A 25,207-nucleotide genomic window follows, 5' to 3' on the forward strand; every position below is an offset into this window, starting at 1 on the left:
GCCCTGGCGCAGGGCCTGCGCATCAGCCCGCCCGAGCCGCGCATCGACCTGCGCGGCCGCTTCGCGCACGCCGTCTCGCTGCTGCAGAAGCTGACGATCGGCGTGCTCGCGGTGCTGCTGTGGATCTCGCACACGCGATGAGTGCCGATCATCTCCCCTTCCGCTACCGCTGGCCGGTGCTGGCCGGGGCGCTGGCCGGCATCGCGCTGCGGCTGGTGTTCTCCGGCGTGGCTGGCGGGCACTGGTCCGCGATGGCGGGCGCCTTCGTGTTCCTCGCGCCGATCGCAGTGGGCATGGTCACCGTCTACGTGGCCGAACGCGAGCACCGGCGCTCATGGCTGTATTACCTCGGCGCGCCGTTCCTCGCCACCGCGCTGTTCGTCGTTGGCACGCTGCTGATCAACATCGAGGGGCTGATCTGCGCGATCGTCATCGCGCCGCTGTTCGGAGTGCTGGGCAGCCTCGGCGGCCTGCTGATGGGCATCGCCTGCCGTGTCTCGGGCTGGCCGCGGCCGACGCTGTACGCCGCCGGCGTGCTGCCCTTGCTGATGGGCGCCCTGGTGCCCGGCACCGTGCTGCAGGACGAGCACAGCCAGGTCGAACGCAGCCTGTGGATCGCTGCGCCGCCGGCGGCGGTGTGGCAGCAACTGACGCAGCTGCCCGACATCCGGGCCGACGAGGTCGCGCGCGGCTGGGCGTACCGCATCGGCGTGCCGCCGCCGCAATCGGGCGTTACCGGGGCGGCCGGGCAGCGCGTGCAGCATTTCCGGATGGGCAAGGGCATCCACTTCGACGGCGACATCACCGAGTGGCAGCCGGCCCGCCGCATCGCGTGGACCTACCGCTTCGCCGCCGATTCGGTGCCCGCCGGCGCGCTGGACGACCACGTGCGCATCGGTGGCCTGTACTTCGACCTGCTCGACACGGCGTTCGAACTGCAGCCCGAGCGCGGCGGCACCCGGCTCGCGATGCGCACACGCTACCGCGTCAGCACGCAGTTCAACTTCTATGCGGAGGGTGTCGCGCGGCTGCTGCTCGGCAACGTCAGCGAGGTGCTGCTCGAACTCTATGCGCGACGCTCGGAGGTTCAGACCGTCTCGTGCTTCAGCTCGATGGTGCCGCGCGCGACGTAGCGCTGGAAATCGCCGATCGGGATCGCGGTGGAGCCGTGCGTGTCGCCGTCGACCCAGCTGAGCGTGGCGTCGGTGAGGGTGGTCTCGACCTCGATCGGGCCGGGGCGGATCTCGATCGGCTGGCCGTCGCCTTCGCGGTATTCGACCTTGCCGATGATCTGGGCTTCTTGCGTCATGGGGTGTCCTCCTTGGTGGCCCAAGGTTCCCCGGCCCGGTCGGCCACGAAAATCGGACGGCACGCCGTGCGGGCGTAAGCCGTCTCCTACATCGCAGGCCGGCCGCTCCTCCCGGTCAGAGGGCGTTGACCTTTTCCTTCAGCCGCAGGGCTTTCTGCTTTTCGAGCTTGGCCGTCTCGTTGGCCGGCTCGAGCTCGAGCACCTTGTCCCAGGATTTGATCGCGCCGTCCAGGTCCTGGCGCGCAAGCGCCGAGCGGGCATTGCGCGAATGGGTGTCGACCAGCCGCTTGCTGGTGGCATCCACCTTCGGACCRGCGGCGGCGACGCCCAGGCTGGCGGCCTGCTTGTAGTCGGCCAGTGCGCGTTCCAGGTTGCCGGCCTTGGCTGATGCTTCTGCCGAGCGGAAGGCCTTTTCGCCGGCCGACGGCTCGGCCGGTGCCACCGGGACGGCGGCGACCGGCGGCGGTGCCGGCGTCGGCTCCGGCGCGGGCTCGGGCTTGGTCGGCACCGGCCGGGTCGGGCGAGCCACTTCCGGCGGGGGCGCCTTGCCGGGGATGCGGATCGTCGTGCCTTCGCCCACCTGGCGCGGCACCTTGATGTTGTTGTAGCGCGCGAGGATGTGGAACGCGTAGATGTCGCCGAGGAAGCGGCCGGCGATGCGCGACAGCGTGTCGCCCGAGCGCACCACGTACGGGAACGACTCGCGGCCGAGCGTGGCCTGCGGGTCCTCGGTCATCTGCTTCTGCAGGTTCAGCGCCAGCTTGTTGGCGGGGTCCAGGCTCAGCGCCCGCTGCAGCTCGGCGCGGGCCTGCTCTTCGTTGCCGCCCTCGAGCAACTCGACGACGCTCTGCGCGACCTTCTGGGCCTGCGCCTGCATCGCCGGGGTCGGCGGGGGCGGGGGTTCGGGGGCGGGGGCCGGCGCCGCAGGCGTGGTGGCGGCGGGTTCCGGGGGTGGGTCGGCCGGTTTGGTGGCACAGGCCGACAGCGCCAGCGCCGCGACCAGCGCCGACATCAGGGCAGCCGTGCCGGCGAGGCGGGACGGTGCCGAGCGATCAGTGGTTGCGATCATGCGTTCCATCTTCAGTCGAAGTGAGCGGAGCCCGGCAGCCGGGATGCCGCCCGGGTGGGAGCGGCGCCGCTGGGGGCGAACGGCAGATTGTGCCCCGACCCGGGGCCGGATCAGAACCGCTTCACCCCGTCATCCGTGTGAAGAAAGTGCTTGCCACCACAACCACGTGGCCACCGCCGAGAAGATCGCGCCGACCAGCAGCCAGGCCTTGGCCTGCGGGATCACGCGGCCGGCGGCGAGCCAGCGTGCGAGGCCGAGCGCGAGGAAGGCCGGGCCGAGGATGGCGAGGATCAGCTTGGCGTCGATGGGTGGCATCGGTTCTCCCTGGGTGTTCTGGCGGGCCGCGCGAGGGGGCGCGGCGAGTATTGCATGGGGCTTGTCAGGCCTGGGCACTGCGCCAGTTCAGCTTCGGGGAGCCATCGAGGTGAGCAGCCGTTGCTGTCGCCACGCAGGTGCCGCGACGTTGAACAACGGCGTGCCCGGATTCAGCAAGCACAGGTGCTGCGCGGCTGCCGCACGCTGACGCTGGAAACCGCTGCGCAGCACCGACAGGCAGTGTGCCGCCGACACCGACCCACCCATGAAATGGCGCGTGCCGCCGGCGAAGCTGGCGCCTTGGGACTGCCACCAAGCGTCAATGCGCTGCGGGTCCGGCCATGGCAGGCCATCGTCTTCGTCGAGCGCGACGGCGTCATCGGCTGCATCGTCGTTGGGGCCGAATTCGGCACCCTCCGGCGGCTTGCGTTCAAGGTCCAGCGCCGCGAGATCGAGGCCGGTCAATGTGCTGAACGTCTCGCCCGCCTTGCGGGCCAGCGGCAACTGGTGCATCTGGCGGATCAGCCAGGGCACGAACTGGGTGTCGCCGGCAGCGGCGATGCCACGCATCAGCAGTCGTGCCATTGAGGGCTCCTTGGCGAGCAGGCGCAGCAGATCGTGTCCCTGTTGCGGATCGACGACTCGCAGCCAGAGGTCGATGGCCTCGGCGCGGCTCGGGTGCTCGGCATCCACCGACAGCGCCTGCAACACTTGCAGGCTGGAACCGCGATCACCCAGCAGAAGCGCTGCCCGCGCGGCGGGGAACGCCGCTTCGAGGGGGACGCCGTTCAACAGGCGCAGGCAGGCGGGCAGCAGGTCGATGCGGCCGATCGCCGCAGCCACCGCCGGTGCGTGGGCGACGTCCTCCGGCTGCGTCGATGCGAGCGCTTCGTCCAGCGACGTGCCGGGATCGACCCCGTGCATGGCACATGCCGTCATTCCGACGCGGCGATGCATCGGCTGGCCGGAGTCGAGCAGCGATCGCGTGATGCCGCGCAGTGTCGGCGCGCTGACCCATCCGAAGGCCGACACCAGGCCGCGTCGCGACGCCGGCTCGGCCTCGGCCAGCGCCAGCAACTGGGCCAGCCAGACCGTGTTGCGGCTCTCGAGGGCGAGGACCGTCGCGGCGAACATTGCACCGGAGCCCGGGTCTTCCAGTCCGATCCGGCTCAGGCGCTCGCCTTCGCCGCCGGCCAGCGACAGGCCGTCGAGGCTGGCCGCGATGCGCTCGTCCAGCCGCGCCAGGCGATTCAGGCGCAGGTGCGGCGCGCGCACCAGCACCGACCGCGTGTGGCGCAGCGAGACTGCGACCTCGTGGTGCTGCTGGATGACGATCGGAACGGCGGACATGCTCAGATCAGCGGCGGGAGCGACTGCCATGCCTTGCCGTCGGTCGTGAAGGCGAGCTTCCCGGTGCCGAACGACCAGAGCACGCCGTCAACGGCGTCGAGATGGCCGAAGCTCTTCACGCCATCGACCGCCACGGGATCCAGCGCGCCGTTGTGCAGGCGGAAGATGCCTTGCTCGGAGGAGACATGGAGGGCGCCCTCGAACCATTCGGCACCCCACAGGTTGCCGATCGAGGCATCGCTCGCGGCCATGTTCCAGCCGGCGCCGTCGAAGCGCAGCACCAGCCCCTTCTGGCCGGTTGCGTAGGCCTCGCTCGGCGACACCACCACCACGCGATGCAGCATCAGGTTCGTCGGGCTGTCGTGCTTCGTCCAGCGCTGCGCATCACGGTGCCAGATCTCGCCCATCATGCCGGCGGCCCACAGGTCATCGGGTGAACTGCCGTGGATCGACGAGAAGCCGCTCACGGCGATCTCGCCCAGCGGCGCGACCACGCCCTCGTCGATGCGCACCCAGGCTCCCGCCGTGCGCCGATAGACTTGGCGCCCCATGCCGGCGGCAAACACCGTGTCGCCGATCACGCGGATGTCGCGCATCGGGCCACGCGCACGCGTGCCCGCGGGTGACGCATCGATCTGCTCTTCGCGGTAGTCGCCGTGCCCGAGGCCCACCGTGCCTTCGGTCCCGAGCGCAAATGCGCAAGGCTTGGGCCCGCGCAGGGTCGCCACGCGGTTGGGGATCCACTTCATCGGGAACAGGCCCCATTTGCCGGCCTGGCCGTCCCAATGCGCGAGGGCCGGAATGGCATCGCGGCCTTCGCCGATGTGGGCAATGACGCGGACGATCGATGCGTTTTCGGCGCTGCCGTGGCCGAAGCTGATCGGTGGTTTGTTCATGATGTTGGATCGAGGGGTTTCAGAAGCCGCTTCGGATCATCGAGAAAAGGATGCTGGAATTGAGCTGGCCCTGCTGGCGGGACGTCAGGTCGCCAGCAGACCGGTTCACCAGGTCGGAGCGAACGGGTGTCGAGTCGTCGACACCCGGTCCGTCCGGGTTCTTGGCCTTGTGGTACTTGTCCAGTTGGGCTTCCGTGCAATCGGGGTCGCAGTCGGGGAAGACCAGCATCATGGCGACGACGCCGGCCTTGCGGGCTTCGCCGTAGTTCCAGTTCGAGACGCCGCTGCTCAACGGGACGTTGCGCGCGTGCTGGTTGTAGGCCGCCTCGTACTGGCCCTGGATGGCATGGCAGGCGCCGTGCTCCTTGTCATGGCGCGGGCCCGAGGCGCACACGCACGGCGCCTTCGTGTCGTCGTAGCCGGTGAACTCGGACATCACCCGGCCTTCGTCGCGCCCCCCGATCTCGGTGAAGCAATGCACTTCAACCAGGTGGTGAGGCGTCTTCGCGTTGCCTTCATCGTCGTCGCAGCAGCCATAGGCGAACGGCGCCAGTACGCACTTCATGGCTTCCTTGCAGGGATCCTTGCACATCTCCCGCTTGGCGCCGGCCATGTTCACGGTGCCCTTCTGCTTGCCCTTCGTGCGAACGTTCTTCTGGTAGCCCTCCTCGCAGGCACTCTTGGCGTTGTCACGCGTCTTCTTGCAAGGATCGTCCGTGATGCCCACCGACGTGCCGACGGTGTCGGTGTAGACCCAGGGCGGCGAGTTGCCCGGCATCGAGCCATGGTTGTGCGTTGCGAGATCGAGGTTGCGAACGACATTCTCTCCTTCGACCTTCACGTCCATCGACCACACCGTGAAGAACACCTTGCCCGTGATCTTGCTGGTCACGACGCCCTTCTTCGGCGCATTGCCGGCCTCATCACCGGTGCTTTTCTTGAAGTACGACTTGTCCTTCAGCATGATCTCCTGGCCGGAGATCTTGACCGAACTCGATCCGTCGGAGCAGTCCGAGGCCATGCCGGTGTTGGGATACGGAATGGGCACGCCGGGCGGCGTGGCCGGCGTCAGCGGCGGCGTGAAACAGACGTCGGGAAACGCGCAAATGCCCTTCCCGTTGGCCGCTTTGCACGAGATCTCCATGTTGTTGGCAAAGACCTGGTTCGCCATCACGCGTGTCCGTAGTGAAGGGTCGCGGCGGCGCGCAGCCCGTTGTCATTCGACCAATGCGCGAGGACCGCATGGCCTCGGGCATACGATTTCCTGCAGGCCGCCTCGGCCAGCGCGATCATGCTGATGCCCGACACGGCGCCCGTCTCGCCGATGCATTCGGCGGGGTGCCACAGTTCGAAATCCTCCTTCAGGACCCGCATCGAGCGCGACAGGGCGAGCGATGCTTCCTTGAAGTAGTACTGTTCCCCGGAGACATCGGTGATGCGGAAATCCATCTCGTGCATGGCCACGCCCGCTTCGTCGATGGCTTGTCGCACTGCGCGATTGAGCCCTTCGGCGCGCAACGGCTCACCCGAGTCGACGTGCGCTGCCTCGCTCGCAAAGCCGAGTCCGGTGCAATGCAGCCGATGCGGGCCATCCGGCACGCCGACGAGCAGGGCACCGGCGCCTTCGCCTGGCATGAATCCGTCGGTGTTCGATTCGGTGAGCAGGCGCCGGACCTGGTCGTAGTGGATGAGACTCTCTCCCTGGAGCAGGCTGTCGGCGGCCACCACCAGCACCTCCCGTGCCGCCTGCTGCTGCATGAGCGCGCGTGCCCTGGCCAGCGCGACCGCCACGCCGACGCGCCCTTGTGGCACCACCGCAGAAGCCGGCGAGAAGCGCGCGCCGAGCAGATCCTGGATCGCGGCGAAGAGCCGGTCGTCAAGCCCGGCGATGCGCCCGGGGCGCGTACCCTCCGCGACGCACAGCAGCACAGGCAGCTCCGCCCAGGTCTCTTTCGGGCGCTGATCGAGGGCTTGTGTGATTGCCATCGCTGCCATGGCCGCGAGCTTGTCGAGGCCACGATGCCCGCGGGACAGGTGCACCTGGTGGCCGACGATCCACCGCCCGGCGGAGTCGATGAACTGCGTGTCGCTGGGGTTGGTGAGCTTGGCACGCAGCGCCGCGCAGGTCGAGGCCGCGTCGAGGCCAACCGACGTCACCAGGCCGGTGCCGAGGACAGCGAGCGGGGATGTGCTCACGGCGCCACCTTGTCGTCGGCGTCCGCGACGAACATCGGACCGGCCGGAATCATCACCACCGGAATCGGGAAAACGGACTGGTCCCGCAACTGCCACCACTCCCGCCCCTTCTTGCCCACCAGCACCTGCGCGATCTCGTGCATGTTCTTGCGCAGTGGCCGCGCCACGCGCCAGGTGAGACTGAAGCGCTGCACCTCAGGCTCGATCACGATCGTGTCGAGCGTCGCGGTGTAGTCCTCGCGCTCGCCGCGCTTCGGAAACACWTGCACCGGCGCCACCAGGTTCGGAATCGTGAAGCGCGTCAGCCCTTCGGGCGTCAGGTTCGCCAGCGCCACCTCCACCGGCCCGCCGGCGAACGACTCCAGCGGCAGCTGCTGGTCCAGCGGCGCCGCCTGGAAATACTGCGCGTCGAAATCCGGCGGCAAAAAGGGGAAGTGCTTGTCGAGCCACTCGTCGTCGTACGTGCCGGCAAAGCGCGAACGCGACGACCAGCCGCGCCCGAGCGGTCCGTACGACATCGGCGCGTAGTCGCTGTCGGGGTCGCTGATGCTGCGCCCGATCTCCTCGGTGCGCGGCAGCGGCTTGCCGTCGACCCAGGACTTCTTCAGGTGCTTGTGGAAGCCCACGCCCACCGGGTTGGCCATGTAGGCCGCATGCTGTGACGGGTCTTCATGCGCCAGGTCGGCGCCGCCGTAGGCCACGTCGTAGCTGATCGGCTGCGTGACGAAGGGCTCGGCCGGCGTCGCGCGCAGCGTGGCCAGTCCGCAATCCCATTGCCGCGCGCCGACCACCGCGATGCGCTTGCTCCAGCTGCCGATGCGGATGCCGGTCTCCACGCGCGTGGCCGGCCGGCCGTGGGGCGCGTGCGCGCTGCCCAGCAGCAGCACGTCCACGCGCTGCTTGAGCGGCGCGAAATCCACTTCGTACACCGGCGCCGACAGCCCCGGCTCGCCGGTGAAGGTGTCGGCCATCACCAGCGGCAGCTGCTCGTCGTGCAGCGCGAAATGCGTGGCCGGCTCGCCGGCCAGAGGGAATCGGAAGGTGCCCTTGATGACGACCACCAGCGACTCGCGGCCGCTCGGCTCGAGCCCCATGTTGTAGCCCGCCGTCATGCGGGTTGCGTTGATCAGCTCCATGTGGTTACTGCAGCCGTGCGGTCAGTTCAGTTGCACCGAGCCGCCCTTGATGCGGTTGACGCCGGTCGAGCGGCTCGACACGTAGCTGCCCTGGATCAGCACCTTGCCGGCCTCGGTCAGCGTGATGCTGGCCTTGCCGCAGCGCAGCGTCAGCTCCTTCTTCGCGCTGACCAGCATGCGCTGGCCGTCGCTGTCGAGCTGCACCTGGTCGGGCCGGTCGGCCAGCGGCCAGCCGGCGGCCGGGCGCAGCACGCCGGTGACGATCGGCAAGGCCGCATCGCCGTTCTCGAACATCAGCGTCACCTGCGCGCCGATGTGCGCGCCATGCAGGTCGAGCACCGCGCGCGCGCGCAGCGCGGCCGTGCCCGGCTGGCCGGGGTAGAGCACCAGCGGCGTCGCGCCGTCATCGGTGATCGCGATCAACTCGCCGACCACGACCGACGGCAGCGGCTCGCTGCGCAGCACCGCCGCGCGCGACTGCAGCAGCGGCTGCAGCGCATCGACCGGGTCGCCGATGGGGGTGGCTTCCTCGCGCGCATGCGCTTCGAGAAGTTGTTGGTCCAGCGTGTCGCGGCCGCTCATCGTGTGCCTCAGTTCTGCAGAATCTTGGAGCCCTTCATCACGATGTTGCCGCCGGCCTTCTTGTTGATGTTGCCGGAGCCCTCCACCGTGATGTCCTTGCCCTTGATGGTGATCGTGCCGTCTTTCTTCATCGTGATGCTCGCGCTGCCGGTCTTCAGCGTGATGGAGTCGGCCGCCTCGAGCACGTAGTTCTTGCCCACCTTCAGCGTGTTGTCCTCGCCGATGGTGGTGTTGCGGGCCTTGGCCACCTGCACGCTCTGCTTGCCGCCGACGCTCAGGCTGCGGTCGGAGCCGACATCGATGCTCTGCTTGGCGCCGATCGAGTGGCTTTCGTTGATGCCCACCGAGACCGAGCGCGTGGCGCCCACCGAGATGCTCTGCGCCGCGCCGACCACCACTTCCTGGGCCGCGCCGATCGCCACCGTCTCGTTGATGCCGACCGCGCGGGTGCGCTGCAGGGCCACCGTCTCGGTCTTGCTGGCGCCGATGCTCACGGTGCGGTTGCTGCCGATCGTGATCGTCTCGTTGGCGCCCACCGTCTCGGTGCGGTTCACGCCGATCGCGATGGTCTCGTTGCTGCCGACCTTCTCGTTGCGGTTGACGCCGATCGTGATGTCTTCGTTGTTGCCGACCTTCTCGGTGCGGTCGACGCCGATCGTGATGGTCTCGTTGTTGTCGACCGTCTCGGTGCGGTCGTGCTTGACGTGCACCGTCTCGTCGTGGTCGATGGTCTTCGTGCGGTCGTGGCCGACCCACTTGGCCTCGTCGTTCTCGACCTCGATCAGCTGGTCTTTCTCGGCGTGCAGCCACAGCTGCTCGGCGCCCTGCTTGTCCTCGAAGCGGATCGCGTTGGCATTGCCGTAGCCGCCGCCCTTGGACGAGCGCGTCAGGATGCCCGACTGCGTCGCATTGGCCGGCAGGTCCCACGGCGGCATCTGCTCGGCGTTGTAGACGCGGCCGGTGATCAGCGGCTGGTCGGGGTCGCCCTCGAGGAAGCCGACGACCACTTCCTGGCCGATGCGCGGGATCGAGATGCCGCCGAAGTTCTTGCCGGCCCACGGCGACGACACGCGCACCCAGCACGAGCTCTTCTCGTTGTTCTGGCCGTAGCGGTCCCAATGGAACTGCACCTTCACGCGGCCGTACTTGTCGGTGAAGATCTCCTCGCCGCCGGGGCCGACCACCACCGCGGTCTGCGGGCCCTGCACGAAGGGCTTGGGCGTGACGCGCTGCGGGCGGAACTGCTGCTTGCTCGGGATCGCCGAGAACGCGCAATGGAAGCCGGCGCCGGCGCCGCTCGATTCGTGAACGCCCAACTCGGCCCGCACCGACATCGAGGTGACCAGGTACTCGCTGTTCTGGTCTTCGCGCGGGTGCTTGGTGAGCTTCATGTTGCAGCCGACCTTCAGGCCGAGCGCGTTCGACGCGCCGCGCAGCTGCGTGTAGCGCGCCTGGACCTCGTCCATGCGGTTCTCGGCCCACTGCGAGCCGTCGGCCTTCTGCACGTAGTCGCCCTGGTAGTCGAAGCTCTCGTAGTCGGCGAGCTCGTGCGAGCGGGTGTTGGAGGTCTCGACTTCCAGCGAGGTCGACGGCCGCTCGAAGTCGTAGCTCGTCATCACCGTCTTGCCGGTGCGCACCGATTCGTCGAACACCCAGTCGCAGACGTACTCCTGGTCGGGCGGCGCGTTCGAGCTGTCTTCGATGTAGCGCATGCTCTCGTAGCCGGGCGCCGCGTCGTGTGCGCTCTGCGAGTCGACGAGGATCAGCTTGTGCGCGCCGTCGGTGTGCTCGAAGTACCAGTAGATGCCCTCGTGCTCCAGCAGGCGGGCGATGAAGTTGTAGTCGCTCTCGCGGTACTGCACGCAGTACGTCCACGGCTGGTACGAGCGGAACAGCTTGGGCTCGAAGCTTGCGACGCCGTGGTCGCCGAACACCTTCTTGACGATGTCGGGCACCGACATGTCCTGGAAGATGCGGCAATCGGTGGTGCGGGTCAGGAACCACAGCCACGGCCGCACGGTGGCGCGGTAGCCGAAGTAGCGGCCCTTGTGCCCGCCGAGGCCGAAGCGGGTGACGTAGCCGTTGTAATGGCGCTTGCTGCCGTTGGCGAGCGTCACGTTCACGGTGACGAGCTTGCCGAGCAGGTCCTGCGGTTTCAGGTCGGGCTTCTCGCTCAGCAGCGACAACTGCATGTCGCCCAGCGAGCTCAGGCCGGTCGAGTACGTCATCGACTCGAAGAACAGGTCTTCAGCCGGAAGCGGTGAACTCAGCGTGATGGGATTGGCCATGGGTGCGCTTGCTGTGCAGACGAAGGGCGCACGGACGGTGCACCATGGGCCTCAGAGTAGGAAAAGCCGCCCGGGGGGTAAAGCGACGAAAGTCATGTACCCCCCGGGGCCGGGCGTTGGCGTGGGCGGGTTTGGCCTAGGATCCGCGCAGGCCGGCAGGCTGAAGCCGCCGAAGGGCTTCGAGAACCAGTGCGCGATCAAGGTCAGCGTCGCGCTGCACGCGGCCGGCGTCGACATGAAATCGTTTCGAGGCGCAACCGTGACCGTCGACGGCAAGCGGCTGGCGATCCGGGCCGAGGAACTGGCGGCGTGGCTGAAGACGCAGCACCTGATCGGGTTGCCGCTGAAGCCGGAGAACGTGACCGGCAAGGAGTGGCAGGAGAAGATCAAGGGGCGCCGGGGGATCGCGTTCTTTGGGAACTACTGGGCTCGTGCAGGAGAAAGTCAGCATCGCACGGGGGACCGACCACATCGACCTCTGGAACAAGTCGACGCTGACCCCGTCATGGGAGTCCTTCGCTCGCTTCTCGATCGGGATGTTCTCGCGGCCTACCTTCTGCCGTCGGTTGGATTCGCTGTCGCGGGCTACCTTGCACAGGCTCGAGCCTGGCCCATCAAGAAGACTGCTGTCGTGTTTGGGGCGCTGACCCTTGGGACTCTGTTCTTCCTGGTCCACCCTTACATCATGATCGGCCCGAGATGATTGGGATGAGCTTGTTGAAGCGCTTCGCTGCCACGCTTGCCGGATTTGTGTTCGGACTCGCCGTCACCTGGGCGTGCCTCTACACCGTGAGTCGCGCCAAGCTTCCTCGCATCCGGTCTTCTGGCGGAGGATGCGACCTGGAACACAACCCGACCTGGTGGTGTTTGCCGGCGTTCATGGCGTTCTTGTTCCTTCCTTCGATCTGCTTTGCCGTGGCCGGCTGCCTGGCGTCCGCCCGCGCATGGCCGATCCGCAAGGTCGCCAAGGTCTTCGCCTGGATGACGGGTTTCACGGCGCTCGCCTACATCGCCTCCTACGTGCTCTGAAGTGCGCCGGGCCGCCTGCGCTCACCAACCGTTACGCCTCCACACCCCGATCCGGCGATTCCCCGTTGTCCAACGCCCCCCGGCGCCCGTAACATTCCCGGCGCAATGGAAGAGGGCAGACGGACGCCACCCAGGACGCCCGCGTCGACCGCATCGGAGGGATCTTCATGGCATTGCCCGGCGCGAAAGCCGCCCCGCAGGATCACCTGCCCGAATTGACCAGCTTGCGCTTCATCGCGGCCTTCGCGGTGCTGGTGCTGCATTACCGCGACCTGCTCGGACCGCTCCCCGACGGCGTGCTGCGCGCGGTCGTCGGCGGCCAGTACGGCGTCACGTTCTTCTTCATCCTGAGCGGCTTCATCCTGACCTATCGCTATCACGAATGGTTCGCGGGTGGCGTCAGCGATGGCCGCTTCTGGCGCTTCCAGCGCTTCCGCTTCGCCCGCATCTACCCGATCTACCTGCTCGGGCTGCTGCTCGACACGCCGTGGCACATCGTCGAGCGCGCGCAGGCGGGGCAGCTGGCCGACGTCGGCCAGACCTGGTGGGCCTCGTGGCTGCTGAACCTGGTCGGCCTGCAGGCCTGGGTGYCGGCGGTGCCGTTCGCGATGTTCTGGAACACGCCGGCCTGGAGCGTGGCCGCCGAGTTCTTCTTCTACGCGACCTTCCCGTTCCTGTGCGCCGGCCTGCTGCGCCTGCGGCTGCGCCTGCGCGGCCTCRCACTGCTGCTGGCCGCCACCACCGCGCTCGGCATCGGCGCCTACGTCGCCGTGATCTGGTGGATGAACGTCGTGCTGCACACCGAAGGGCAGACGCAGTACATCGTGCTCGTCTACAACCCGCTGCTGCGCTACAGCGAATTCCTCGGCGGCTGCCTGACCGGCCTCGCGTTCCTGCAGCTGCAGGCCGGCAGCTGGCCGCGCGCCGCCTGGCTGACCGGCACCGATGCCCGTGCCCGCCGCGTGCGCGACGCGATCGTGCTGGCGGCCCTGGTGGCCGCCGGCGTGCGCATCGGCCTGCCCGACTACGTCGGCCCCGAGATGTGGCGCTGGCTGCTCGACGTGGCGATGAAGTACGGCATCTTCATCGTGCCGTTCAGCGCGCTGATCCTCGCGGTGGCGTCGGGGCGCACCTTCCTCAGCGTGCTGCTGCAGCAACCCTGGATGGTGCTGCTGGGCGAGGCGAGCTATGCGCTGTACATCATCCACTGGTCGGTGACGACCTTCCTGCGCCTGGGCTGGCTCGGCGCGGCCGGCACGCCCGCGGTGCACCTGCTGTTCCTGCTCGGCACGGTGGCCGCGTCGGTGCTGTGCTACCGATTCATCGAGGTGCCGTGGCGGCGTCGCTTGCGCGGCAGCGGCACCGACCTGCCGGACTCCACCGCGGCCGCCGCATCGGCCGCCGCCCTTCCATCCCAACCAAGACCCGCCCTGCCATGAGCTCTTCCACGCTGATGCCCGCGCCGCGCCCGCGCGAGTTCCAGGCCCAGGCCGTTCCGCAACCCCAGACCGCCCCGCAACCCCAGCACCGCCCGATCGACAACGGCTGGCTGCAATGGGTGGCCGAGAACAAGCTGCGCAACTGCGCGATGGAATCGATGCTGCAGACGATGACGGCCGCCGGCCTGTCGCGCGCCGAGAGCGAGGCGGCGATCGTGCGCATGGACAGCGATCCGGCCTACCTCGCGGCCAAGCGCTACCAGCAGATGCAGCGCAAGTTCGAATCGGTGCTCGCCAACCAGCAGAAGCTGTGGGAATCGTCGCCGCACTACGGGCGCGTCGAGAAGCGCAGCCATGTGTCGCGCGACGAGTTCATCGAGCGCTACGTGCGCGGCAGCCGCCCGCTGGTGCTCACCGAAGCGGCGCGCGACTGGCCGGCCGTCACGCGCTGGTCGCCGCAGGACCTGAAGACCCGCTTCGGCCATCTCGACGTCGAGATCCAGGCCGAGCGCAACGCCGACTCGAACTACGAGCAGAACAAGCTGGAGCACCGGCGCACGGTGCGGCTCGGCAACTTCGTCGACCAGGTGCTGGCCGGCGGCGCGACCAACGACTACTACCTGACCGCCAACAACGAGGTGCTGCGGCGCCCGGAGTTCGCGCCGCTGCTGAAGGACATCGGCACGCTGCCCGAGATCTGCGATCCGGCGCAACTGGCGCAGCGCTCGTCGTTCTGGTTCGGCCCGGCCGGCACGCGCACGCCGCTGCACCACGACACGCTGATGCTGATGCACACGCAGATCGTCGGTCGCAAGCGCTGGCGCTTCATCTCGCCGCTGGAGACGCCGAAGCTCTACAACCACTTCCGCGTCTACAGCCCGATCGACCTCGATGCGCCCGACCTGGTGCGCCACCCCGATTTCGCGAGCGTGAAGGTGCTGGAGGTGATCGTCGAGCCGGGCGAGACGATGTTCCTGCCGCTCGGCTGGTGGCACCAGGTGACCTCGCTGGACGTGAGCCTGTCCTTCTCGTACTCGAACCTGGCGATCCCGAATGACTTCACGTATGTGAATGCGGAGATCCACAACTGGTGATGGCGCCGGCGCGGCACGTGCCGCGGCCGACGTGACACTCCTGGTCTGGAATGCCTCTTGCACCCGTTGCTCGAACAAGTCGCACACGAGCACGGGCAGGTAACCGCCCGTATCGGCTGATCGGAAAAACGGGAGGGTTCCATGGAAAAAACGCAGAGAACGGCGGTCGCAGGGTCGCGCAGCAGGTCGCAGGCACTCGCCACGGTGGCAATGATGTTCAGCGCGGCGATGGCGCTGTCGGCCTGCGGCTCGGGCGGGGGTGACGATTCGGGCCCCTCGGCCAGCCCGCCGCCGACGAGCAATGCGCCGGCGCCGTCTCCCGCGCCGTCTCCTTCCCCCGCACCGTCGCCCGCCCCATCGCCTGCCGCGGGCCCCTCGCCTGCGCCGTCTCCCGCGCCCACCGCGGCCCCCGCGCCGGCACCGACCGACAGCGGTGCCACCGACTACGTGCCGCTGTACGCCGCCGGCACCCCGGTGATCGAGCAGATCCAGGTCACCGAGGCCGACGGCACGCTCGTCACCTATGCGGGCTTCCGCCCCACGCCGCGCCATGCGCGCGAAGGTGGCGAGCCGTGGACCGACACCGTCGACAAGGGCCCGGGCAGCTACTTCGCGTTCCCGCCGTTCTACTTCCAGAACCGCACCTTCGGCCTGGTGATCCGCGACGAGGTGCCGGCCGGCCGCCAGAAGATCACCGCCTACCTGAAGCCGAACGTCGGCACGATGATCAACAACAGCTTCAGCGCGTTCCGCCGGCTGGACCCGAACGTCATCGAGTACGGCTGGAAGATGGGCGTCGGCTACACGAACCCGAAGGACGGCACGCAGCGCTGCAACCCCGCCACCGCGATCGCCGACCTGTGCGTGGCACAGAGCATCACCGATTACTGGCGCATGGCTGACGAGGCGCAGTACCAGGGCATCGCGCGGGCGAACAACAAGCTGAAGGTCGGCGACAAGATCGAGATGTCGCCCGGCGTGTTCCTCGACTACACGCCCGGCACCGACATCGCGCTGATCGACGGCGGCCACAACCGCGACTACTCGTTCGAGCAGCTCTACGTGGTCGGCAAGGGCATGGTGCCGTGGTACGGCATYGCGCCCAAGCTCGACACCACCCCGCTGCCCGACGACGCGCTGCTGGGCGGGCAGGCGAGCGTCTCGTACAACTACTCCGAGGAACCGCACCGCGTCTTCCAGCAGTCGGTCAACAACATCGGCATTGCCGACATGCAGCGCTTCGTCGAAGGGCGCCGGCTGTTCCACACCTCGTTCCTCGACGGCAAGCACTCCGAGAGCCCGACCGTGAACCCGGTGTTCACCGCGCATGCCAACCAGCTGGGCGAGCGCTTCAACGAAGTGCGCTGCCTGGGCTGCCACACGCTGAACGGCCGCAGCCCGGCCGCCGACGTCGGCACGCCACTGAACAAGTTCGCGGTGCTGACCGCGGCGGCGAGCACGAGCACGTCCATCACGCCCGATGCCACCTATGGCGTCAACGTGCAGCAGCTGTCGCGCACGGCGGGCGCGCCCGACTACGGCGTCTCGATCCAGTCGTTCGTGAAGACGGTGCGCACCTTGGCCGGCGGCGAGACGGTCGAGCTGCAGAAGCCCGTCTACGCGTTCAAGGGGCCGGTGCCGGCGCAGCTGTCGGTGCGGCAGGCACCGCAGGTGGTGGGCATGGGCCTGATCGAGGCACTCGACGAGACCACCATCCTCGCGCTGGCCGACCCGCAGGATGCGAACGGCGACGGCATCCGCGGCATTCCCAACTGGTCGATCGACCCGGAGACGGGCCAGCGCCATCTCGGCCGCTACGGCTGGAAGGCCGGCAAGGCGACGGTGCGGCAGCAGGCCGCGGGCGCCTTCCTGCAGGACATGGGCGTCACGACGCCGGCCTTCAAGTCAGTGAGCTGCCTGCGCGGCGCGGCCGATTGCAAGACCAGCACCGCGACGCCGTCGGTGAGCAGCGCGGAGCTCGATCGCATCGCGTCGTACCTGCAGCTGCTGGGCGTGCCCGCGCAGCGCAAGTACGCGAGCGGCTACACGGACGGCACGGTCACGCCGCCGGAGCACGACCTGCCCGAGGCGCTGCGCACGTCGATCGCGCGCGGCAGCCAGCTGTTCACGCAGGCGGGCTGCACCGGCTGCCACAAGGCGGAGTTGAAGACGGGCGCGAACCACCCGTTCCAGGAACTGCGCAACCAGACCATCCACCCGTACACCGACGTGCTGCTGCACGACATGGGTGCCGAGCTGGCCGACACGATGACCGAAGGCCAGGCCGGCCCGAGCCTGTGGCGCACCCAGCCGCTGTGGGGCCTGGGGTCGTTGAAGTACGTGCAGAAGGAGACCGGCTTCGCCGACGCGGCCACCGTGCGCTACCTGCACGACGGGCGCGCCCGCACGCTGGTGGAGGCGATCGGCTGGCATGGCGGCGAGGGCAGCGGCAGCCGGGCGAAGTTCGAGGCGATGAGCAAGGCGGATCGCGACGCGGTGGTGGCGTTCCTGGAGTCGTTGTAAGGAGTTGCCGAGGCGGACGGCCTCAGCGCCGCGCCGCCACCAGCCACCCCGCCACCGGCTTCCCACCCTCCTGCCGCAGCGTCTCCCCGCTGATCTCCACCAGCGTGAATCCGTTCGCCGCCAGTGCCGCTTCCACATGCGCCCGCGCATGCGCATAGCGCCCGTGCGGCTCCAGGTGGAGCATCTCCGGTCGGTCGTCGGGCAGCGCCTCGACGGTGAACACCATCAACCCACCCGCGCGCACCGAGCCGCTGGCCGCCGCCATCAGCGGCATCAGGTCGCCGAAATAGCACAGCGTGTCAGCCGACAGCATCACGTCCCACTGGCCCGGTGACTCGCGCAGGAACTCCGTCAGCTCGGCCTTGTACAGGTCGCCGTAGACGCCCTTGGTCTGCGCATGCTTGAGCATGCCGCCCGACAGGTCCACCCCCGCCAGCACCCGCGCCCACGGCGCCACCAGCGGCCCGCACAGCCCGGTGCCGCAGCCGGCGTCGAGCACGTTGAACTGCTTCGCCGCCGGCGGCAGCAGCCGCGCGAGCAGCTGCGCGCACAGCTGCGGCGCGCGGTAGTCGAGCCGCTCGTTCAGCTGCGTCTCGAAGCTGTCGGCGAAGTGGTCGAAGGTGTACTCGACGTAGTCGTCCGAGGCCCGCTCCGGCGCACCGCTGCCGGAACACGCCGCGAACATGTGCTGCGCCATCGGGTGGCCGGGCTCTTCGGCCAGCCACTGGCGGAACACCTCGGCGGCCTCGCGCACCTTGCCCATCGTGTAGTAGGTCATGCCCAGCAGCTTGCGGCCGTCCGGGTGCTCGGGCAGCAGCTCGATCGATTTGCAGTACCAGCGGATCGACTCCGGCAGGTCGTCCTGCGCGGCCGCCAGCAGCCCGAGGTTGTTGTGCGCGTTCAGGTGCCGCGGGTTCAGCTCGATCGCGCGCAGGTAGGCCGCGCGCGCCTCGGCCGGCCGCTTCTGCGCGCGGTACAGCGAGCCGAGGTTGTTCTGCAGGTCGGCGCTGCCGGGCTCCAGCGCGCCCGCGCGCTCGTAGGCCGCCGTCGCCTCGGGCAGCTCCTGGCGCGACACATGGATGTTGCCGAGGTTGTTGTGGTACCCCGCGAAATCCGGCACCAGCTCGATCGCGCGCCGGATCGACGCGATGCCTTCCTCGCTGCGGCCGGTCTGGTGCAACACCATCCCCAGCAGGTGCAGCGCGTCGGGGTGGTCCGGCGCCACCGCGAGCACGCGGCGGTAGACCTGCTCGGCGCCTTCGAGCTGCTGGTTCTGGTGCAGCCCGATCGCGAACTGCAGGGCTTCGTCGAGGCCGAGGTCAGCGGATTCGGTCACGGTGCGGCCTGTCGCTTCACATGTCCCCGAGCGTCGCGCCCAGGCGGTCGTTCGGCACGACCATCGGCACGCCGCCGCTCAGCAGCATCAGCACGTAGGCCAGCCGGGCGGCGCGCTTGTTGCCGTCGGTGAAGGCCTGCGCGGTGATGATCGAGCCCATCACGTAGAGCGCCAGCTCGTACCAGTCGTCGCTGCCCTGCGCCGGCATCGGCGAGGTGCTCAGGTCGGACAGCACGTCGCCCAGCACCTTGGCGCCACCGACGTTCGATGGGTACTTCTGCATGCCGGCGGCGTTGTTCCAGCCGCGATAGGCCGGTGCCAGCGGCACCATCCGCTGCCAGGCCGCCTGCAGCGGCGCGAGGCTGCCGCCCAGCGGAAAGCTGCCGTCGCGCTTGACCAGCCCGAGCAGCACCTGCGAGAAGGCCGAGGTGTCGCCTTGCACGCCCTTGGTCAGCCAGGCCAGGCCCCTGGCCTGGTCGAGCGAGCGCTCGGAGCGCGCCGGCACCGCCGGTACGCCCGGCTTCGGGGCCACCAGTGCCGGGGGCTGGTAGTAACTGCCCTCGGGCTGCGTCTCGGCCCGCAGCTGCGGCATCAGCAGGTGGGAGCCGGCCTTGCCCTTCAGGCCGTTCGCGTAGGCCGCTCGCCGCTCGATCAGCTTCAGGTCCATCTCGAACATGCCTTCGATCGCGGTCATGAAGAAGTTCAGGCCGGCCGCATCGGGAAAGCGCAGTGCGCTCGGGTTGCCGGCATTCGCATTGGTGCCGAAGTGCCAGAAGCCGTCGGCCCCCATCGCGCGCAGCGATTCGGTGAAGGCGTTGTCGAACGCCGTGTTGGCCGGGCCCAGCCCGACCACCCGCGAGTAGGTCGAGTAGACCGGCCGCACGCGCATCGTGTTGCGGAACTGGTGGGCGTCCATCGTGACCGCACCGGCCGGTGCGACGTACGGGGCGACCTTGGGCTTGCTGTCGAAAAGGGCCATGGACGCTCCTCAGAACCCGTAGTGGAAGTTGTTGTCGACGACGCTGACCTTCACCCGCTCGATCGGCGTGCCGTCCATCATGCGGGTCAGGAACTCCTTCGAGATGTCCGGCAGCATCGTGTTGGTCAGGATCGCGTCGATCATCCGCCCGCCCGATTCGCTCTCGGTGCAGCGGCTCACGACCAGCTTGACCACGTCGTCGCCGACCTCGAACGGGATCTTGTAGCGCGCCTCGACGCGCTTCTTGATGCGCCCGAGCTGCAGCTTGACGATCTGCCCCAGCATCTCGTCCGACAGCGGGTAGTACGGGATCGTCACCAGCCGGCCCAGCAGCGCCGGCGGGAAGATCTTCAGCAGCGGCTCGCGCAGCGCCTTCGCCAGCCCCTCGGCCTCGGGCATCAGCTCCGGGTCCTTGCACATGTTGGCGATCAGCTCGGTGCCGGCATTCGTCGTCAGCAGGATCAGCGTGTTCTTGAAGTCGATGAAGCGGCCTTCGCCGTCTTCCATGAAGCCCTTGTCGAAGACCTGGAAGAACATCTCGTGCACGTCGGGGTGCGCCTTCTCCACCTCGTCGAGCAGCACCACCGAGTAAGGCTTGCGCCGCACCGCCTCGGTCAGCACGCCGCCTTCGCCATAGCCCACGTAGCCAGGGGGCGCGCCCTTCAGCGTCGAGACGGTGTGCGCCTCCTGGAACTCGCTCATGTTGATCGTGAYCAGGTTCTGCTCGCCGCCGTACAGCGCCTCGGCCAGCGCGAGCGCCGTCTCGGTCTTGCCGACGCCCGAGGTGCCGGCCAGCATGAACACGCCGATCGGTTTGCTCGGGTTGTCGAGCCCGGCCCGCGAGGTCTGGATGCGCTTGGCGATCATCTCCATCGCATGGTCCTGGCCGATCACGCGCTGGCTCAGCAGCGACGCCACCTTCAGGATGGTTTCCATCTCGTTGCGCGCCATGCGCCCGACCGGGATGCCGGTCCAGTCGCCGACCACGCTCGCCACCGCCTGGTAGTCCACCGTCGGCAGGATCAGCGGGTGCTCGCCTTGCAGCGTGGCCAGTTCGGCCTGCACCTGCTTCAGTTCCGTCAGTGCCGCGGCGCGTTCCTCATCGGACAGCTTCGGCGCTTCCGCCACGACCGTGGCAGCCACCTTCTCGGCGTTCTGCTCCAGCGCGCTGCCGGTGCCTTCCACCGCGCCGGCCACGCCGCGCAGCTTCGCGCGCAGCGCGAGCAGCTTGTCGACCAGCACCTTCTCGGCTGTCCAGCGCGTCTTCAGCCCGTCGAGCCGCTTGCGCTCGATGCCGAGCTGCTCCTCGACGAACGCGCTGCGCTCACGCGTGTCGATGCCGATCGCCGCCTCGCGGCCGATGATGCCCTGCTCGGTCTCCAGTGCCTCGATGCGCTTGCTGCAGTCGTCCACCTCGGCCGGCGTCGCATGCAGGCTCACCGCGACGCGCGCGCAGGCGGTGTCGAGCAGGCTGACCGACTTGTCCGGCAGCTGGCGCGCCGGGATGTAGCGGTGGGAGAGCTTCACCGCCGCCTCCAGCGCCTCGTCGAGGATCTGCACCTTGTGGTGCTTCTCCATCGTCGAGGCCACGCCGCGCATCATCAGGATGGCCTTCGGCTCGTCCGGCTCGTCGACCTGCACGCTCTGGAAGCGCCGCGTCAGCGCCGGGTCCTTCTCGATGTACTTCTTGTACTCGGCGAAGGTGGTCGCGCCGATCGTGCGCAGCTGGCCGCGCGCGAGCGCCGGCTTCAGCAGGTTGGCGGCGTCGCCGGTGCCGGCCGCGCCGCCGGCGCCCACCAGCGTGTGCGTCTCGTCGATGAACAAAATGATGGGCTTGGCGCTCGCCTGCACCTCGTCGATCACCGAGCGCAGCCGCTGCTCGAACTCGCCCTTCATGCTGGCGCCGGCCTGCAGCAGGCCGACGTCGAGCGCGCGCAGCTCCACGTCCTTCAGCGCCGGCGGCACGTCGCCGCGCGCGATGCGCTGCGCGAAGCCTTCGACRATGGCCGTCTTGCCGACGCCGGCCTCGCCGACCAGGATCGGGTTGTTCTGGCGGCGGCGCATCAGGATGTCGACCACCTGGCGGATCTCGTCGTCGCGGCCGACGATCGGGTCCATCTTGCCGCCGCGCGCCTGCTCGGTCAGGTCGGTCGTGAAGCGCTTCAGCGCCTCCTGCTTGCCCATCGCGGCCGGCGCGATCGCCTCGCTGGCCTCGCCCGGCGCGCCGCCGTCGCTCGCGGCCTGCGCATGCTCGGGCGAGCTGGCGAGCAGCGAGCCGAAGCGGTCGATCAGGTCGTCGAGCTTGATGCGCTCGAACTGCTTGCTGATCGCCAGCAGCGCGTTGCGCAGCGACGGCGTCTTCAGCGCGCCCACCAGCAGGTAGCCGGTGCGCACCTGGCGGTCGCCGAACATCAGCGAGCCGTAGACCCAGCCGCGCTCGACGGCGTTCTCGACGATGCTCGACAGGTCGGTCACCGAGGTGGCGCCGCGCGGCAGCCGGTCGAGCGACTGCGTCAGGTCGGCCACCAGCTGCGCGCCGTCGAGCTCGTAGTGCTTGACGATGCGGTGCAGGTCGCTGTCGTTGCCGTTCAGGATCTGGTAGATCCAGTGCTGCAGTTCGACGTACGGGTTGCCGCGCAGCTTGCAGAACACCGTGGCGCCTTCGATGGCCTTGTAGGCGATCGGGTTGAGCTTGCCGAAGAGGGCGGTGCGACTGATTTCAGCCATGGTCGTTCCTTGGGTCCCTAGGTGGAGGAATGTGAGCCCGTCGCGTGCATCTGCGCCGGGTTCAGGAGGAGTTCGCCGCGGTCGGGGTGCGGCGTCTTGCGGCCGAGCCAGCTGGTCAGGCCGAGCGCGGCAGGAGACGCGCCCGACAGCCCGAGTGCCGGTACCGCGCTGCCCTGCAGGATCAGCCGCAGGTCCCACAGCATCTCGAAGCCGAGCAGCTGGCGCATCCAGTCGCGCAGCTCGATCAGCGAGCGCTGGCCGGGCAGGAACTGGCGGTACTGCGCGAGCGTCAGCGGGCCGATGTGCAGGCGCAGCTTGTACTGGCGGTCCCAGACCTTGCTGCCGGCCACCGCCGAGACGCCGAGTGCYGCGCCCAGGTTGCCGCGGCCGCCGAGGCGGGTGCGGTCTTCGGGGCGCAGCGGCAGCCAGTGGCCGACGTGCGATTCCACGCGGATCGGCACCGCGAAGTACTGGCGCAGCACCTTGACGATCGATTCCGGCCGGCGCGTCGCGCTCGCCAGGTGGCCGCTCGCGAAGCGCTTCGCGGCATCGGGCACGGCATCGGCGCCGCGCAGCGCGGCCGGCGCCTGGCCGAACAGCGCGCCGACCCACTTGGCGAACTGGTCGTCGCTCGCGCGGTCGGCCTGCACCGCGGGCTGCGACTGCGACCAGGCGCGGTAGAACAGCAGCAGCATGCGGTGGTGGAACATGTCGGCGAAGCGCGCGAAGGTGGCGTCGCCGTGGTTGCGCAGCCGGTCGCGCGCGTGCTCGGTGTAGTGCAGCGGCAGCGGCCCCATCGGCCCGAACAGCCCGAAGAAGCGCACGCCCAGGCGCGGCACGCTGCGCTCGCCGGCCTCGAACGACATCACGCCGGCCGGCGCGAAATCGAGCTCCGGGTCCTGCCCCAGGCGCACCGGCTCGGCCCCGGGCCGCAGCGCCGAGCCGAGCCGCGGCGATTGCGGCCACAGCGCGTCGATCTGGCGCAGCACCGCGAAGAAGTCGTGCGCCCACGGCTGCCGCGCGATCTCGTCGAACAGCCGCGTGCGGCGTTCGTGCAGCACCTTCGGATCCTGGGGCGGGGGCGGCGTCGCGCTCACAGCATCGCCTTCGAACCGATGCGCGGCGGCGCGCGCAGGATCTCGCCGCGCGTCGCCGAGCGGACGATGGTCTCCGAGAAGCTGTTGGCCGACGCATGCCGCGCGTAGAAGTGCTCCAGCACGCAACCGAGCAGGAAGGCACTCGACCCCTGGAAGCCGAGTTCGTCGACCGTGGTCGTCACCTCGACGCCGCAGCCGAAGGTCAGCGGTCCGGGGAAGGGCAGGCGGCGCACCACCGCGCGCGCCTCCACCGCCTGGATGCCCTCGACCTGCTTGCTCCAGCTCACGTCCTGCTCCGGCCCGTGCAGCGCCATCAGGCTGCGCAGCGCCGACGCGGCGCGGCGCGGGTCCTCGCCGGCGATGCTCAGGTAGTTCAGCGTCAAGAGGCTGACGAGCGACCAGCCGATGTCCCCGCGCGCGATGCGCTGCACCGGCCGCGACGGGCCGCGCAGCGTCTCGATGCGGCCGGCCGGCCCGGCGACGTCGAGCGTCCAGGTGCTGGCCGAGCCGGGCAGCAGCGTCGGCAGGTCGCGGTTGGTGACGAGCGCAGTCAGCGAGACCTGGCGGATGTCCTCGCGGTACGGCGCATTGCGCGGATCGACCAGCGACAGGAACACCTCCTGGCCGATGTAGGCCGAGCGCGGCCCTTCGAGGCGCTGGCGGCTCGACAGCAGCCGCGGTTCGCGCCGCAGCGTGTAGAACGCGCCGTGGTTGCGCGATTCCTCGTGGAAGGTGGCGTACAGCGGCAGGAAGCGCTGCTCGGCGACCTGCCCGGTGCCGAAGCCGGTGACGCTCTCGATCGTGTGGACCTCGTAGTCCATCGGCCGCGTGCGGTCGGGCACCGCATGGTGTTCCCAGCTGCCCGGGCCGAGCTGGATGCGGTCGAGCCGCTTCGGGAACAGGTTGATCGCCGGCGTGCAGTACAGCGCGAGGCTGTTGGCATCGACCAGCGATTCGAGCGCCGGCTCGCCGCGGCCGAACAGCAGCACGATCTCGCACTCGCTGCTGTCGACGCGCGCCAGCCGCCGCGCCAGGTCGGTGACCGAGAAGAACAGGAAGCGCTGCGGCAGCGCCGCGTACTCCTGCAGCAGGCGGTGCCCGCTGAAGCCGCGCAGCGTCTCGGGCAGCAGCGCCTGCTCGTCGTCGTAGCCGACGGCCTCGACCGACGCGGCGTCGGCATAGCCCTGGCTCGGCGAGCGTGAGGCACCGCCCTGCACCCAGCTCGCGAGGCTGGCGCCGAGCACCAGCTCGTGCAGCCGGAATGCCACGTCGTCGCCGGCGCTGATGTAGAAATCCAGGCGCTCCATCGGCAACTGGCTGAACTTCAGCCCGGCGCTCGCCTTCAGCCGGATGCGCAGGCCGCCGCGCACCTGGCGGGCCGGCGGCAGGTGCGCGATCGGCAGGTCGGGCGCGTGGGTGAAGTACTGCACCGTGTCGATCTCGACCGGCCACAGCGTCACGTCGTGCGCGGTGCGGAACTCGCAGCGCGTGTTCTGGCCGCGCACCGTCTCGCTGTGCAGCGCGCTGCCGCGCTTGACGGTGAAGCCGCGCGCGAGGTTCGGGTCCAGCGGGTCGGGCCGCATGCGCGCGATCATCGTCGACGGCATCGGCGACAGGAAGCCGGGGTACACGGTCTCGAGCAGGTGCTGGATCAGCCGCGGGTGCTCGGCGTCGATCTTCAGCTGCACGCGCGCGGCGAGGAAGGCGAAGCCCTCCAGCAGGCGCTCGACATACGGGTCGGTGACCTCGACGCCGTCCATCGACAGGCGGGCGGCGATCTTCGGGAATTCCTTCGCGAACTCGGCGCCGACCTCCTTCAGGTGGCCGAGTTCGTCGTTGTAC

21 protein-coding genes are annotated in these 25,207 nt (G+C 69.0%); 6 read left to right on the forward strand and 15 right to left on the reverse strand.

Features of this window, described 5'->3' with window-relative positions; translation table 11 throughout:
- Window positions 1-137 precede the first annotated feature (137 nt).
- A complete protein-coding gene (locus AC1D12_RS02815) occupies window positions 138-1,133 on the forward strand; it encodes an SRPBCC family protein (protein ID WP_477826312.1) in 996 nt (331 codons plus the stop codon).
- Here AC1D12_RS02815 and AC1D12_RS02820 read toward each other — a convergent pair.
- The 10 genes from AC1D12_RS02820 to AC1D12_RS02865 form a co-directional block, all read right to left on the reverse strand.
- Window positions 1,088-1,309 carry a hypothetical protein gene (locus AC1D12_RS02820; protein ID WP_047503195.1) on the reverse strand — a complete coding sequence of 74 codons (222 nt, stop codon included), beginning with the start codon at window positions 1,307-1,309 and terminating at the stop codon, window positions 1,088-1,090. The two genes, AC1D12_RS02815 and AC1D12_RS02820, sit on opposite strands and share 46 nt — an antisense overlap.
- Before the next feature lie 115 nt (window positions 1,310-1,424).
- Window positions 1,425-2,378, reverse strand: a complete 954-nt coding sequence (locus tag AC1D12_RS02825; protein WP_477838748.1) for a LysM peptidoglycan-binding domain-containing protein — start codon at window positions 2,376-2,378, stop codon at window positions 1,425-1,427.
- A gap of 129 nt (window positions 2,379-2,507) precedes the next feature.
- Window positions 2,508-2,693 (reverse strand): hypothetical protein, encoded by a 186-nt coding sequence (locus AC1D12_RS02830; protein WP_047503190.1) that lies wholly within the window; start codon window positions 2,691-2,693, stop codon window positions 2,508-2,510.
- A gap of 87 nt (window positions 2,694-2,780) precedes the next feature.
- On the reverse strand, window positions 2,781-4,073 hold the full coding sequence (locus tag AC1D12_RS02835; RefSeq protein ID WP_477838750.1) for a TIGR02270 family protein: 1,293 nt from the start codon (window positions 4,071-4,073) through the stop codon (window positions 2,781-2,783).
- Window positions 4,046-4,939: a beta propeller repeat protein gene (locus tag AC1D12_RS02840; protein ID WP_465113852.1), complete on the reverse strand. Its 894-nt coding sequence runs from the start codon at window positions 4,937-4,939 to the stop codon at window positions 4,046-4,048. The genes AC1D12_RS02835 and AC1D12_RS02840 overlap by 28 nt, the downstream gene beginning before the upstream one ends.
- A 19-nt stretch (window positions 4,940-4,958) precedes the next feature.
- On the reverse strand, window positions 4,959-6,110 hold the full coding sequence (locus AC1D12_RS02845) for a PAAR-like domain-containing protein (RefSeq protein WP_465113851.1): 1,152 nt from the start codon (window positions 6,108-6,110) through the stop codon (window positions 4,959-4,961).
- On the reverse strand, window positions 6,110-7,135 hold the full coding sequence (locus AC1D12_RS02850; RefSeq protein ID WP_477838752.1) for a hypothetical protein: 1,026 nt from the start codon (window positions 7,133-7,135) through the stop codon (window positions 6,110-6,112). The genes AC1D12_RS02845 and AC1D12_RS02850 overlap by 1 nt, the downstream gene beginning before the upstream one ends.
- Window positions 7,132-8,271 (reverse strand): DUF2169 family type VI secretion system accessory protein, encoded by a 1,140-nt coding sequence (locus AC1D12_RS02855; protein WP_477838753.1) that lies wholly within the window; start codon window positions 8,269-8,271, stop codon window positions 7,132-7,134. The genes AC1D12_RS02850 and AC1D12_RS02855 overlap by 4 nt, the downstream gene beginning before the upstream one ends.
- Window positions 8,272-8,292: 21 nt before the next feature.
- Complete coding sequence (locus tag AC1D12_RS02860; RefSeq protein WP_465113848.1) at window positions 8,293-8,853, reverse strand: DUF6484 domain-containing protein; 561 nt, start codon at window positions 8,851-8,853, stop codon at window positions 8,293-8,295.
- Between the two features lie 8 nt (window positions 8,854-8,861).
- A complete protein-coding gene (locus tag AC1D12_RS02865) occupies window positions 8,862-11,141 on the reverse strand; it encodes a type VI secretion system Vgr family protein (protein WP_477838755.1) in 2,280 nt (759 codons plus the stop codon).
- A gap of 121 nt (window positions 11,142-11,262) precedes the next feature.
- Between AC1D12_RS02865 and AC1D12_RS02870 the strand changes: the two genes are divergently transcribed.
- The 5 genes from AC1D12_RS02870 (at window position 11,263) to AC1D12_RS02890 (ending at window position 17,226) form a co-directional block, all read left to right on the forward strand.
- On the forward strand, window positions 11,263-11,844 hold the full coding sequence (locus tag AC1D12_RS02870; RefSeq protein WP_477838757.1) for a type VI secretion system amidase effector protein Tae4: 582 nt from the start codon (window positions 11,263-11,265) through the stop codon (window positions 11,842-11,844).
- A gap of 5 nt (window positions 11,845-11,849) precedes the next feature.
- Window positions 11,850-12,170: a hypothetical protein gene (locus AC1D12_RS02875; protein ID WP_477838759.1), complete on the forward strand. Its 321-nt coding sequence runs from the start codon at window positions 11,850-11,852 to the stop codon at window positions 12,168-12,170.
- 167 nt (window positions 12,171-12,337) lie between these two features.
- On the forward strand, window positions 12,338-13,609 hold the full coding sequence (locus tag AC1D12_RS02880; protein ID WP_477838761.1) for an acyltransferase family protein: 1,272 nt from the start codon (window positions 12,338-12,340) through the stop codon (window positions 13,607-13,609).
- A complete protein-coding gene (locus AC1D12_RS02885) occupies window positions 13,606-14,703 on the forward strand; it encodes a cupin-like domain-containing protein (protein ID WP_465113843.1) in 1,098 nt (365 codons plus the stop codon). Before AC1D12_RS02880 ends, AC1D12_RS02885 begins: the two co-directional genes overlap by 4 nt.
- A gap of 210 nt (window positions 14,704-14,913) precedes the next feature.
- The gene (locus AC1D12_RS02890; RefSeq protein WP_477838771.1) at window positions 14,914-17,226 is read left to right on the forward strand and encodes a di-heme oxidoreductase family protein; all 2,313 of its coding nucleotides are present in this window, start codon (window positions 14,914-14,916) and stop codon (window positions 17,224-17,226) included.
- 22 nt (window positions 17,227-17,248) lie between these two features.
- Here the strand turns inward: AC1D12_RS02890 and AC1D12_RS02895 are convergent, their stop codons facing one another.
- From AC1D12_RS02895 to tssF, 5 genes are all read right to left on the reverse strand, one after another.
- Window positions 17,249-18,562, reverse strand: coding sequence for a tetratricopeptide repeat protein (locus AC1D12_RS02895; protein WP_477838763.1), 1,314 nt, complete (start codon window positions 18,560-18,562; stop codon window positions 17,249-17,251).
- 16 nt (window positions 18,563-18,578) lie between these two features.
- The gene (locus tag AC1D12_RS02900) at window positions 18,579-19,541 is read right to left on the reverse strand and encodes a Fic family protein (RefSeq protein WP_477838765.1); all 963 of its coding nucleotides are present in this window, start codon (window positions 19,539-19,541) and stop codon (window positions 18,579-18,581) included.
- 9 nt (window positions 19,542-19,550) lie between these two features.
- Entirely contained in the window at window positions 19,551-22,268 is a 2,718-nt protein-coding gene (tssH, locus tag AC1D12_RS02905; protein WP_477838767.1) for a type VI secretion system ATPase TssH, read from the reverse strand.
- A 17-nt stretch (window positions 22,269-22,285) separates the two neighbouring features.
- Window positions 22,286-23,329: a type VI secretion system baseplate subunit TssG gene (gene tssG, locus AC1D12_RS02910; protein ID WP_465113839.1), complete on the reverse strand. Its 1,044-nt coding sequence runs from the start codon at window positions 23,327-23,329 to the stop codon at window positions 22,286-22,288.
- Between the two features lie 32 nt (window positions 23,330-23,361).
- Window positions 23,362-25,207, reverse strand: a 1,846-nt coding sequence (gene tssF, locus AC1D12_RS02915) for a type VI secretion system baseplate subunit TssF (RefSeq protein ID WP_477838769.1), incomplete at its 5' end; no start/stop codon positions are given.

It is taken from the genome of Rhizobacter sp. P1_G5 (assembly GCF_056405435.1).

Excerpts from the sequence above, each read along its gene's own strand:
- AC1D12_RS02815 (WP_477826312.1), top strand. The coding sequence starts at position 138 with ATGAGTGCCGATCATCTCCCCTTCCGCTACCGCTGGCCGGTGCTGGCC.
- AC1D12_RS02820 (WP_047503195.1), bottom strand. The coding sequence starts at position 1,309 with ATGACGCAAGAAGCCCAGATCATCGGCAAGGTCGAATACCGCGAAGGC.
- AC1D12_RS02830 (WP_047503190.1), bottom strand. The coding sequence starts at position 2,693 with ATGCCACCCATCGACGCCAAGCTGATCCTCGCCATCCTCGGCCCGGCC.
- AC1D12_RS02835 (WP_477838750.1), bottom strand. The coding sequence starts at position 4,073 with ATGGCAGTCGCTCCCGCCGCTGATCTGAGCATGTCCGCCGTTCCGATC.
- AC1D12_RS02840 (WP_465113852.1), bottom strand. The coding sequence starts at position 4,939 with ATGAACAAACCACCGATCAGCTTCGGCCACGGCAGCGCCGAAAACGCA.
- AC1D12_RS02845 (WP_465113851.1), bottom strand. The coding sequence starts at position 6,110 with ATGGCGAACCAGGTCTTTGCCAACAACATGGAGATCTCGTGCAAAGCG.
- AC1D12_RS02860 (WP_465113848.1), bottom strand. The coding sequence starts at position 8,853 with ATGAGCGGCCGCGACACGCTGGACCAACAACTTCTCGAAGCGCATGCG.
- AC1D12_RS02865 (WP_477838755.1), bottom strand. The coding sequence starts at position 11,141 with ATGGCCAATCCCATCACGCTGAGTTCACCGCTTCCGGCTGAAGACCTG.
- AC1D12_RS02875 (WP_477838759.1), top strand. The coding sequence starts at position 11,850 with ATGAGCTTGTTGAAGCGCTTCGCTGCCACGCTTGCCGGATTTGTGTTC.
- AC1D12_RS02885 (WP_465113843.1), top strand. The coding sequence starts at position 13,606 with ATGAGCTCTTCCACGCTGATGCCCGCGCCGCGCCCGCGCGAGTTCCAG.
- AC1D12_RS02900 (WP_477838765.1), bottom strand. The coding sequence starts at position 19,541 with ATGGCCCTTTTCGACAGCAAGCCCAAGGTCGCCCCGTACGTCGCACCG.